At 63.2% G+C, this 11166-nt stretch carries 10 protein-coding genes; 5 read left to right on the top strand and 5 right to left on the bottom strand.

What is annotated here, in order from left to right; all coding sequences use genetic code 11:
* Position 1: 1 nt before the first annotated feature.
* From ACZ5J0_RS07545 to ACZ5J0_RS07525, 5 genes are all read right to left on the bottom strand, one after another.
* Positions 2-1216, bottom strand: a complete 1215-nt coding sequence (locus ACZ5J0_RS07545; RefSeq protein ID WP_062067812.1) for a pseudouridine synthase — start codon at positions 1214-1216, stop codon at positions 2-4.
* Positions 1217-1367: 151 nt separating this feature from the next.
* Positions 1368-2033 carry an SMC-Scp complex subunit ScpB gene (gene scpB / locus ACZ5J0_RS07540; protein WP_223942269.1) on the bottom strand — a complete coding sequence of 222 codons (666 nt, stop codon included), beginning with the start codon at positions 2031-2033 and terminating at the stop codon, positions 1368-1370.
* A complete protein-coding gene (locus ACZ5J0_RS07535; RefSeq protein WP_464094514.1) occupies positions 2017-2955 on the bottom strand; it encodes a segregation and condensation protein A in 939 nt (312 codons plus the stop codon). The genes scpB and ACZ5J0_RS07535 overlap by 17 nt, the downstream gene beginning before the upstream one ends.
* 6 nt (positions 2956-2961) lie before the next feature.
* Positions 2962-3861, bottom strand: a complete 900-nt coding sequence (locus ACZ5J0_RS07530; protein ID WP_024820433.1) for a ParA family protein — start codon at positions 3859-3861, stop codon at positions 2962-2964.
* A 254-nt stretch (positions 3862-4115) separates the two neighbouring features.
* On the bottom strand, positions 4116-5462 hold the full coding sequence (locus tag ACZ5J0_RS07525; RefSeq protein ID WP_142939562.1) for a cation:dicarboxylate symporter family transporter: 1347 nt from the start codon (positions 5460-5462) through the stop codon (positions 4116-4118).
* A gap of 138 nt (positions 5463-5600) precedes the next feature.
* Between ACZ5J0_RS07525 and ACZ5J0_RS07520 the strand changes: the two genes are divergently transcribed.
* The 5 genes from ACZ5J0_RS07520 (at position 5601) to prpB (ending at position 11124) form a co-directional block, all read left to right on the top strand.
* Positions 5601-7247 (top strand): sensor histidine kinase, encoded by a 1647-nt coding sequence (locus ACZ5J0_RS07520; protein WP_464094513.1) that lies wholly within the window; start codon positions 5601-5603, stop codon positions 7245-7247.
* The gene (locus tag ACZ5J0_RS07515) at positions 7244-7957 is read left to right on the top strand and encodes a response regulator (RefSeq protein ID WP_223942267.1); all 714 of its coding nucleotides are present in this window, start codon (positions 7244-7246) and stop codon (positions 7955-7957) included. Before ACZ5J0_RS07520 ends, ACZ5J0_RS07515 begins: the two co-directional genes overlap by 4 nt.
* A 75-nt stretch (positions 7958-8032) precedes the next feature.
* Positions 8033-8674, top strand: coding sequence for a GntR family transcriptional regulator (locus ACZ5J0_RS07510; protein ID WP_166842722.1), 642 nt, complete (start codon positions 8033-8035; stop codon positions 8672-8674).
* A gap of 23 nt (positions 8675-8697) precedes the next feature.
* The gene (locus ACZ5J0_RS07505; protein WP_464094512.1) at positions 8698-10218 is read left to right on the top strand and encodes an MmgE/PrpD family protein; all 1521 of its coding nucleotides are present in this window, start codon (positions 8698-8700) and stop codon (positions 10216-10218) included.
* Positions 10219-11124, top strand: coding sequence for a methylisocitrate lyase (gene prpB, locus ACZ5J0_RS07500; protein ID WP_464094511.1), 906 nt, complete (start codon positions 10219-10221; stop codon positions 11122-11124).
* Positions 11125-11166: the final 42 nt, after the last annotated feature.

The raw sequence follows: 11166 nt of genomic DNA, 5'->3' as shown, positions 1-11166 counted from the left end.
CTTAGAGTCCCACCGATGCCAGGAGGTGTCCGACTTCCTGCCTGCCGAGGTTGCGGATGCTGCCCTGGCGCTGGTCTCCCAAGCCGATGGGCCCCACCTTGACGCGGACAAGTCGCTCCACCGGGAAGCCGACGGCGTCGAACATGCGGCGCACAATACGGTTCTTGCCGGAGTGGAGCACAACCTCAATGAGGACGTGGCCGGGGGTGGAGTCAACCAAACGGAACGAGTCCACCGCAGCTACGCCGTCTTCGAGCTCGACGCCGTTCTTCAGCTTTGCGCCCACGCCTTGCGGGAAGGGGCCACGCACCTGGACCAGGTACGTCTTAGGCACCTCGTACGAAGGGTGCGTCAATCGGTTGGCCAGTTCGCCGTCGTTGGTCAGGAGCAGCAGCCCCTCAGTGGCGACGTCCAAGCGGCCGACGTGGAACAGGCGTTCGCCCTTGTTCTTGTTGTTCTTGAGGAAGTCGCTGATGCAGGGACGGCCTTCGGGGTCCTCCATGGTGGAAACAACGCCCTTGGGCTTGTTGAAGACCATGTAGACCAGGGTGTCGTCGAGCTGGATCCGGATGCCATCAACGTGGATCACAGCCGCCGTAGGATCAACGCGCATACCAAGTTCGGTGGTGACCACACCGTCAACCTCGACGCGGCCTTCGAGGATCATTTCCTCGCACACGCGGCGTGAGGCCACGCCTGCCTGCGCCATGACCTTCTGCAGGCGTACGCCGTCAGCATCGTGGAGATCGGACTGGGGCACTTCCTGGCGCGGGCCGCGGTTGCGGGCCGGCTTGCGGATGGGGCCCAGGTTCTGGCCGAAGCGTTCGCTGCCGAAGGCCTTGGAGCCATACTGCCGTGCCGGCTTTGCCTTGGGCTTGATGGCACCGGGAGTGCCGGGTGCCTTGCCAAAGCCGGGCTTGTTGGAGCCGGGCTTGCGGAAGGGCTTAGCGGGCCTTGCTGCCTGGCCGCGGTCGTAATCGCCCGCTGATGTGGGGTTGTCGGGATCGAAAGGTGCCGCTTCACGCGGCTTCGGAGCCTTAAAGGGGCGGCCCTCGCCCTGTGAGAAGTTGCGCTTTCCAGCGCCGGCGCTGCCGCCGCGGCCTGAGAAGCCGCCGGCGTTGGAGCGGCCGGTGCCGCCTCCCTTGGCCTCATTGCGTCCGGAACTGTTTCGTCCCGAACCGTTACGTGGTGAACTCTGGCGTCCCGCCTGTGTCATGACCCGTCCTTGTGTAGTAATGGCCGGCAATAGGTGTTGAAATCAACACTAGCCAGCCGGGCAGACATCGTCTGCCCCTTGTCGCTGTGCACCTTGATATGGCGCCGTGAATCAGTATGAAGTTCTCTTGCAGTACCGGTGTTGGCCGTGGCTACATCCGGCTGGCGTCGTAGTACTCGTCGATGCCTTCCAAGCCAGGAAGGTGCGGCGAGAGCTGTGGCAGTTCAGCCACCGAGCCGATTCCCATCCGTTCCAGGAAGTACGAGGTTGTCCTGTAGAGGACAGCCCCCGATTCGGGATCGTTTCCGGAGTCCTCGATCAAACCCCGCTGGGTAAGAGTCCGGACCACGGAATCTACGTTGACGCCGCGAATGGCGGACACCCGGGCCCTTGAGACCGGTTGCCGGTAAGCAATGACCGCCAGTGTCTCAAGCGCTGCCTGAGTCAGCCTGGTGGTCTGCCCTTCGAGGACGAATCTCCCCACGACGTCGGCGAATTCCGCCCGTGAATAAATCCGCCACCCACCGGCGACGTTCCGCAATTCAAAACCCCGGGGTGCAGTGCTGGCATCGGCAAAGCCGACAGCATCCACGTCCGGGGCTTTAACAGTATAGCCGCTATACTCCCGCTGCAGGTCCTGCAGCAAATCCTCGACGACGGCCACCGTCACGTTGAGCCCGGCGGCCAGCTCCTCCGAAGTGGCCGGCTCATCGATCACCATGAGGACAGCTTCCAACGCTGCACGCGCACCGCCGGGCAAAGCTTCCAGCTCTGCCAGCCCGTCCTGCACCGTTTCCTGCTCATTCACTGGCGCCATCCCCGCTTCCTGTTCCTGCTTCAGGCCCGTACTCCTCGCTCAGGCTGGAACTGTCCCAGCCGGCGTCATCGCCTGTCCATCGAACCGTCAACTCAGCCAACGGCTCGGGCTGCTCGAAGGCCACCACCCTGTCACGGAACATTTCCAGCAACGCCAGGAAGCGCGCCACCACCACTAAGGTGGTCTCGGCATCTGCGATCAAGGTTTTGAAAGACAAGGGCGCGCCAAGCTTCAAGCGGTAGCCCATGATCTCGGCCTGCTCCTTGACGCTGACCGGCGGAGCGTGGAGGTGTTCCAAGCCAACTTCGGCCGACGCGGAATCCTTGGGTTTGAGTGCTTTAGCGGCAAGTTCGGCGAATTGCTCCGGGGTGTGCCGCCACACCAGTTCCGGGAGCAACGCGGCGAAATGGCCTTCAAGGGCAACCTGGCGGGGATACCTCCGGGCTTCCTGCTCCAGCGTCTCTCCCAGGATCCCGGCGATCTGCTTGAATGCCTTGTACTGCAGGAGGCGGGCGAACAGCAGGTCCCTTGCTTCCAGAAGGGCAATGTCCTCAGCGTCCTCCACTTCACCGGCCGGCAGAAGGCGCGCCGCCTTCAAGTCGAGCAGTGTTGCGGCAATCACCAGGAACTCGCTGGCTTCATCCAGCGCCCAGTCCTCCCCCAGCTCCTGGAGACGCCTGATGTACTTGATGAACTCATCAGTGACCGTGGCTAGCGCCACCTCGGTGATATCCAGCTTGTGCTTGGAAATAAGGCCGAGCAGTAAATCAAAGGGTCCCGTGAAGTTAGTGAGCCGTACCTCAAAGCCGGCTTTGCGGGCTTCGGAGGTGCCGGCGTCGGGCGTTTCTGCCGGTACGGGCGTTTCCGTAGCAGAGGGCGAGGCCAGGTCCGCTTCCGCAGTATGAGCGATTGACGGTCCCACCGTCCGCTAGGGCGCGCCGCCGCGCGAGATCAGTTCTTTGGCAAGGCGGCGATAAGCGTCAGCACCGATGTGGTTGCCGGCGTAGCTGGTGATGGGCTCGGCCGCCACGGTGGCATCAGCAAACTTGATGGACCGCTTAATGACGGTCTCGAAGACTTTGTCTCCGAACGCCTCCACCAAACGGGAGATGACTTCGCGGCTGTGCAGGGTGCGGGCGTCGTACATGGTTGCCAGGACGCCATCCACCTGCAGGCGCGGATTCAGGCGGTCCTGTACCTTCTCGATGGTCTCCACCAGGAGCGCCACGGCGCGCAAGGCGAAGAACTCGCAAATCAACGGAATGATGACGCCGTGGGCGGCAGTCAGCGCATTCACTGTCAACAGGCCCAGAGACGGCTGGCAGTCGATCAAGACGACGTCGTAATCGTCCTCAACGCTTTTGAGGGCGCGGTCCAGGACTTGCTCACGGGCAACCTCGTTGACCAGCTGGACTTCGGCAGCCGAGAGGTCGATGTTGGCGGGCAGGAGGTCAACGCCTTCAACACCGGTCTGCTGGATGGCATCGCGGATGTTCACCTTGCGGTCCATCAGGACGTTATAGACGGTGAGATCGAGCTCGTGCGGATTGGCCCCGAGGCCGGCGGAAAGAGCGCCTTGGGGATCAAAGTCCACCAGCAGGACACGCCGACCGTACTCGGCGAGCGCTGCGGCCAAGTTGATGGTGGAGGTGGTCTTACCCACTCCACCCTTTTGGTTGACCATGGCGATGACTCTCGCCGGGCCGTGGGAGGCCAGTGGAGCAGGTTCAGGGAATTCGCGATAAGGACGGCCCGTGGGCCCCATGATGGCGTCTTCCAGATCGAGCTCGGTGCCTTCCAGCGTAGCTGTTCCCCGTTCGATGCTCACGTATCTAACCACTCTTTCGACGACGATCTTCCCTGCCGCTGCGCCCCTGGACGACAGCGCTGCTACCCCTTTAGGCTACAGCGCCCGACACGGTTATTTGGGGAACTTGACTTTGGCCGATTCTTGAGCCTTGACCCTCTGGTTGAGGTCGAAGGTTGAGGCGCGTCATCGGTCGCTCAGGGGAAACAGCAAAGGCCGGCACCTGGTGGGGTGCCGGCCTTCGCCTGACTGCATCGCGTTTGGTGGCGGTCCGCTTAGACCGTAACCTTCTCGCGGTTCTCAGCTTCGGGAGCTGCCTCTTCTTCGCCGCCGTGGGCGATCATGGTCTGCTCGTCGAAGGGTTCGCTGCCGGAGAGGACACGCTCTACCTGGCCGTTGTCGATTTCCTTCACCCAGGTGCCGATCAGGACCGTGGCAACTGCATTGCCGGTGAAGTTGGTCAGTGCGCGGGCCTCGGACATGAAGCGGTCGATTCCTACGATCATGCCCACGCCTCCCAACAGCTCCGGCTTGTGTGCCTGGAGGCCAGCGGCCAGGGTTGCGAGCCCGGCACCGGTGACGCCTGCAGCGCCCTTGGAAGCGATGATCATGAAGACCAGCAGGGAGACCTGGGCGCCAAGATCAAGAGGAGTTCCCATGGCGTTGGCAACGAACAAGGAGGCCATGGTCAGGTAGATTGCCGTGCCATCAAGGTTGAAGGAGTAACCGGTGGGCACTGTGACGCCGACAACCGGCTTGGAGACACCCAGGTGCTCCATCTTGGCGATCAGGCGGGGCAGGGCTGCTTCGGAGGAAGAGGTGGAGAAAATCAGGAGGTACTCGCGGCCCAGGTACTTCATGAGCTTGAAGATGTTGACGCCGGCCACTGCGCGGAGCAGCGTTCCGAGAATGACCACAATGAACAGTGCGCAGGTGATGTAGAAGGCCACCATCAGGGTGAACATGCTGAGGATCGCCTGGGCGCCGGTGGCACCAACGACGGCGGCGATGGCACCGAATGCGCCAACCGGAGCCAGCCACATGATCATGATGAGGATACGGAAGACGAGGCGCTGTCCGTGCCCGATGGCGGCGAGGATGGGAGCTCCCTGCTTGCCCATCTTCTGCAGGGCGAAACCGACCAGAATCGCCGCAAGCAGGGTGGGCAGGACCGGAATGTCACCGGGAATGATACCCAGGAGGAAGTCCACCGTGCTGTTGGTGTCGGCCTTCTTGGTGGGATCGTAGGGGGTCAGCTTGAGTCCCTCACCGGGGTGGATGAGGTTTCCGACTACCAGGCCGATGGCCAGGGCGAAGGTGGACATCGCCACGAAGTAGCCCAGTGCAAGACCGCCCACCTTGCCGACGGTGGCCGCCTTGGCGATGGAACCGATGCCCAGGACGATGGTGCAGAAGATGACCGGAGCGATCATCATTTTGATGAGTTTGATAAAGCCATCCCCGAGGGGCTTGAGGGACTTTCCAACTTCAGGGAACACCAGGCCGACGACGGCGCCGAGCACTACGGCCAGGATGACCGCGATGTACAAGTAATGCGACTTGTCGAGCCCCTTGCGTCCAGTTTTGGCAGCTACTGCCGACTCTCCTCGTTGAGAGGTCATGGGATTCTCCTTTGGATACTGTGTAAGGCGCTGCGGTCCTGCACTGATGTCCAATCCGCTGCCCTTGTGTGATATCCATCATTGAGCCGTTGGTGACACACATCACCGTTGCGGTCATATTGGTCATGGGAGGCCCTCGTGTTTCACAGCTGGAGCATCGCCCGCCGTTTGTTCGTGGCGAATTTGTTGTTCGTCCTGGTGCTGACGGCTGTATTCGGCGCGTTCTCGGTGGTGGAAGCCAGGGACAGGGGGTACGACGAAGCCGGCGGCAGGATGCTCGCCATCGCCGCCTCCCTGGCCGACAATCCCCTGGTGGTGGAGGCGGCCTCAACAGCAGATCCTTCAGCGGTCCTGCAGCCCTACGCGTTGGAGGTCATGGATCACGCCGACGCCGACTTCATCACCATCATGGCTCCCGACCGGACCCGTTGGACGCATCCGCGCACAGAGGAGCTTGGCAAGCCCTACATTGGGACCATCGAGCCTGCGTTGCGGGGCGAAACCTTCACCGAAGTGACCGCCGGAACGTTGGGGCCGTCGGTCCGCACCATTGCTCCCGTCCTGGATCCCAACGGCGACGTCAAGGCTCTGGTGGCTGCCGGGGTGACGGTCCGCACCGTGGACACAGACGTCGCTGAGAGATTGGGGGTGATTGGCATCATCGCCCTGGTGGTCCTGTTCTTCGGATCGGTGGCCTCATGGCTGTTGGGCCGCTACTTGCGCTCCGTCACCCGGGGGTGGGGCCCGGAACAGCTGGCGCAGCTCTTCGCCTATTACGAATCGGTCCTGCACTCGGTTCGCGAAGGCGTGATATTGATTGATACGCACGGCAAGGCTGTGATGTACAACGACCAGGCCGCGGAACTTCTCGGATTGGAACCTTCAGACGCCGACCGGTCCCCCGACGACGCCCCGAAACTCGCAGATCTTCCCTTCGACGGCAGCCTGCGAGCGCTGTTCGAGTCGGGGAGGCCAGCTCACGACGAAATCCACCTCACGGGTTCGCGGATTTTGGTGGTCAACCAGGCCCCTGCAGTAGGGCCATTGCCTGAGCGGAGCCGACAGAAACCCGCCATCTACGGCACGGTGGCCACCATCCGCGACCGTACCGAAATCGAATCCCTGGGCACCGAACTGCAAACCATGAAGACGCTCTCTGATGCCCTGCGAGCCCAGACGCATGAGCATGCAAACCGCCTTCACATGATCGTTTCACTCCTGGAGTTGGGCCGCACGCCCCAGGCCCTGGACTTTGCCACCAAGGACCTTGAACTCAGCCAGCAACTCACGGATGACATGGTGGCCTCCGTGGACGAACCCGTCATGAGCGCGCTGGTGATGGGCAAGGCTGCCGAAGCCCACGAACGCGGGGTGGACTTGGTGGTGCGGACATCGGGGAGTTCCGGCGTCCGGGGCCTGGAAATTCAGGACCTGGTGACCATCTTGGGGAACCTGCTGGACAATGCGATTGACGCTGCCGCTGCCGGTGATTTCCCCCGAAAGGTGGAGCTGGACGTTCAAGCCGGGCCGTCCGCCGTGGAATTCTCGGTGCGGGACTCGGGCAGAGGAATCGATCCGGACTCCATTGATGACGTCCTGCAGTACGGTTTCAGCACGAAGTCCCCGGGAGAGAACCCTCGCGGCGCTCATGGCCGGGGAGTTGGCCTGGCGTTGGTTCGCCAAGCCGTGGACCGACTCAACGGTACGATGACCATCAGCAATCCCGGCGGAGCACAGTTCCATGTTCTGCTCCCCGCGCCGGTTCCCGAGGAAGAGAAGGCATGACAGACATCCGCGTCCTGGTGGTGGAAGACGAGCCAATTGCCTCGGACGCCCACTCTGTCTATGTTGGCCGCCTGGACGGCTTCACCTTGGTGGGGACGGCGCCGGATGGGCAGTCGGCCTTGCGCATCCTGGGCGAATTCGCAGCCTCCGGCTCCCCTGTGGATTTGGTCCTGTTGGACATGAACCTCCCGGATCTGCACGGATTGGACGTCGCCCGCCGGATGCGTTCCGCGGGAGTCTTTGCGGACATCATCGCCATCACTGCCGTCCGGGAACTGAACATCGTGCGCAGCGCCGTGTCCATCGGCGTCGTGCAGTACCTCATCAAGCCCTTCACCTACGCCACGTTCGCCGACAAGCTCCGCAGCTACCGGACGTTCCGTGAACAGTTGGCAGGCTCCATGTCCGGGATTTCCAAAGCAGGAGCCTCGCAGAGCGACGTAGACCAAGCGTTTGCGAGCCTTCGCGCTCCCACCGAACTACCGCTGCCCAAGGGCCTGTCCGGGTCCACCTTGGAGGCAGTGAAGGACTTGGTGCGCGCGGGACATCGGCCCGTGTCCGCGAGCGAAGTGATGGACGCGCTGGGCATGTCCCGGGTGACCGCCCGGCGCTATCTGGAGTACTTGGCCGACGCCGGAACGGTCACCCGGGCGCCCCGGTATGGCACTCCCGGCCGGCCGGAGAACGAGTACGGCTGGAACCACGCCTAGCCACGGATGTATACAAATTTGCTGAATTTCGCGGTTTTGATGACTCCTAGCTAGTCCTGTGTATACACTGAGGTCATGCGCGCCAGTGATCGGGCTTACTCGGCCCTCCGTGAAGACATCATTGAGTGGCGCCTCCAACCAGGCACGGTCCTCGCGGAGGTGGAGCAGTCCGAACGCTTGGGCGTGTCCCGCACGCCGGTCCGGGAGGCGCTGAGCCGGCTCACCGCAGAAGGATTGACGACGGCGGCAGGCGGCCGCGGCGTCGTCGTCACCGATATCTCGCTGGAGAGCATCGACGAACTGTTCGAGTTACGCGAAACGCTTGAAGTGAGAGCCGCTGCCCTTGCTGCCGAACGCGGCGAGCCGGGCGTGTTCGCCGAGCTGCACTCCCAACTGCTGCTGGCCCCCGAGCTGCTCAGCGACCAGGATCCCGCACGACACGAGTACTACGCCCTGGTCAGTCGCCTGGACGATGCCATCGATGCCGCGATCTCCAACGCGTATCTGGCGAACGCCATGCGGAGCCTGCGTGTCCATTTGGTGCGGGTCCGGCGTCTGGCCGCCGACGACACCGCCAGGCTCCACGCGGCAGCCGCGGAACACGCCGCAATCGCCGAAGCCATCGCCGCGGGCAACCCCCGGTTGGCAGAAGCGGCCACCACAGTCCACCTGCACCGCAGCCTCACCCACGTCAAAGCCACCCACACGGCCCGGTAGAACGTCCCACCAGAAGGAGCACCATGGTTAAGAACCACCACGTCCGCGTCTACAAGAGCGAAGAGAACCTCCAGCGCGAGGAGCAGTTGGCGCACAAGATCGCCGTGGTCGCCGCAGACCCCGTTGACGTCACCCCGGAGGTCACCGACATGGTGATCAACCGGATCATCGACAACGCCTCGGTGGCCATCGCGTCGTTGAACCGTGGCCCCATTGTTGCCGCCCGCGCGCAGGCGCTGACCCACGCACCCTCGGCCAATGGCAAGGGCGCGCACGTCTTCGGCATCAGCGATCAGGTCTCCCCGGAATGGGCCGCCTGGGCCAACGGCGTAGCCGTCCGCGAACTCGATTACCACGACACGTTCCTGGCCGCGGACTACTCCCACCCGGGAGATAACATCCCCCCGATCCTGGCCGTCGCCCAGCACGTGGGCTCCAACGGCGCCGACTTGGTCCGTGCCATCGCCACCGGCTACGAAATCCAGGTGAACCTGGTCAAAGCCATCTGCCTGCACAAACACAAGATCGACCACGTAGCCCACCTCGGCCCCTCCGCCGCGGCAGGCATCGGCACGTTGTTGGGTTTGGACGTGGAGACGATCTTCCAGTCCGTGGGCCAGGCCCTCCACACCACCACCGCCACCCGACAGTCCCGCAAGGGCGAAATCTCCACCTGGAAGGCCCACGCCCCGGCTTTCGCGGGCAAGATGGCGGTCGAAGCCGTGGACCGCTCCATGCGCGGCCAGACCTCCCCTGTGCCCATCTACGAAGGCGAAGACGGCGTGATCGCCTGGATGCTCGACGGCCCCGACGCCTCCTACGAAGTACCCCTGCCCCTGCCCGGCGAAGCCAAACGCGCCATCCTGGACACCTACACCAAGGAACACTCCGCCGAATATCAGGCACAGGCCTGGATCGACCTCGCCCGCAAGCTCAACCGCGAGCACCCGGAAACCACGGACCCGGCCAACGTAGCCTCCGTGCTGATCAAGACCAGCCACCACACGCACTACGTGATCGGTTCCGGAGCGAACGATCCCCAGAAGTACTCCCCCACCGCATCCCGCGAAACCCTGGACCACTCCATCCCCTACATCTTCACTGTGGCCCTGCAGGACGGCTCCTGGCACCACGTGGACTCCTACGCCCCCGAACGCGCCGCCCGCCCGGACACCGTGGAACTCTGGCACAAAGTCACCACCGTAGAAGACCCGGAATGGACCCGCCGCTACCACTCACTGGACATCGCGGAGAAGGCCTTCGGCGGTTCCGTGGAGATCACCCTCAACGACGGCACAGTGATTACCGACGAGATCGCCGTGGCCGATGCCCACCCGCTCGGCGCCCGGCCGTTCGCCCGCGAGCAATACATCAACAAGTTCCGCACCCTCGCTGCTGGTTTGGTGGAGGAAGCCGAAATTGAAAGGTTCCTCACCGCCGTCGAACGCGTCACCGAACTGGGCGAAGGCGAACTGGACCAGCTCAACATCACCGCAGCACCCGGCGTGATCGACCTCAATGCTGCACCCAAGGGACTGTTCTAAATGCTGTACTCCAAAGTCACCCCTGAACAGAAGCGCGTAAAGCTGCGCGAGCTGCTGGCCTCCGGGACCGTGCAGCAGTTCCCGGGCGCGTTCAACCCGCTCTCTGCACGGCTGATCGAGGAAAAAGGCTTCGCCGGCGTCTACATCTCCGGCGCCGTCCTGGCCAACGACCTCGGCCTGCCCGACATCGGCCTCACCACCCTCACCGAAGTAGCAACGAGGGCCGGGCAGATCGCCCGCATGACGGACCTGCCCTCCCTGGTGGACGCGGACACCGGATTCGGTGAACCCATGAACGTGGCCCGGACCATCCAGGAACTCGAAAACGCGGGCCTGGCAGGCTGCCACATCGAGGACCAGTTCAACCCGAAACGCTGCGGCCACCTGGACGGCAAAAACGTGGTGGACATCGACACCGCCACCAAACGCATCCGAGCCGCAGCAGACGCCCGCCGCGACCCGAACTTCCTCATCATGGCCCGCACCGACATCCGGGCCGTCGAGGGACTCCAAGCCGCGCAAGACCGCGCACGAGCTCTCGTGGATGCAGGTGCCGACGCGATCTTCCCGGAAGCCATGCGTGATCTGAGCGAGTTCCAAGCCATCCGCGACGCCGTGGACGTGCCCATCCTGGCCAACATGACAGAGTTCGGCAAAAGCGACCTCTTCACCGTGGACCAGCTCCAAGGGGTAGGAGTGAACATGGTCATCTACCCCGTTACCCTCCTGCGCATTGCCATGGGCGCTGCAGAGCGTACTCTGGAATCGATCAAGGCTGCGGGGACCCAGGAAGCGGACGTGGAGAACATGCTCACGCGTGCACGCCTCTACGAACTCGTGGACTACGAGGCATACAACCAGTTCGATACCGGCGTTTTCAACTTCCAGGTTCCCGGCATTCGCTAGGACCGGGATTCATTCAGGGGAAAGCAGGCAGTCCGGGGCTTC

It is taken from the genome of Arthrobacter sp. DualSoilB13 (genome assembly GCF_055389195.1).
The sequence above is the reverse complement of the archived record's forward strand: the minus strand, read 5'-3'. Positions and strand labels throughout refer to the sequence as shown.

Coding starts and splice junctions, on each gene's coding strand:
- ACZ5J0_RS07505 (WP_464094512.1), top strand. CDS start 8,698: ATGGTTAAGAACCACCACGTCCGCGTCTACAAGAGCGAAGAGAACCTC.
- ACZ5J0_RS07510 (WP_166842722.1), top strand. CDS start 8,033: ATGCGCGCCAGTGATCGGGCTTACTCGGCCCTCCGTGAAGACATCATT.
- ACZ5J0_RS07515 (WP_223942267.1), top strand. CDS start 7,244: ATGACAGACATCCGCGTCCTGGTGGTGGAAGACGAGCCAATTGCCTCG.
- ACZ5J0_RS07525 (WP_142939562.1), bottom strand. CDS start 5,462: ATGACCTCTCAACGAGGAGAGTCGGCAGTAGCTGCCAAAACTGGACGC.
- scpB (WP_223942269.1), bottom strand. CDS start 2,033: ATGGCGCCAGTGAATGAGCAGGAAACGGTGCAGGACGGGCTGGCAGAG.
- ACZ5J0_RS07545 (WP_062067812.1), bottom strand. CDS start 1,216: ATGACACAGGCGGGACGCCAGAGTTCACCACGTAACGGTTCGGGACGA.
- prpB (WP_464094511.1), top strand. CDS start 10,219: ATGCTGTACTCCAAAGTCACCCCTGAACAGAAGCGCGTAAAGCTGCGC.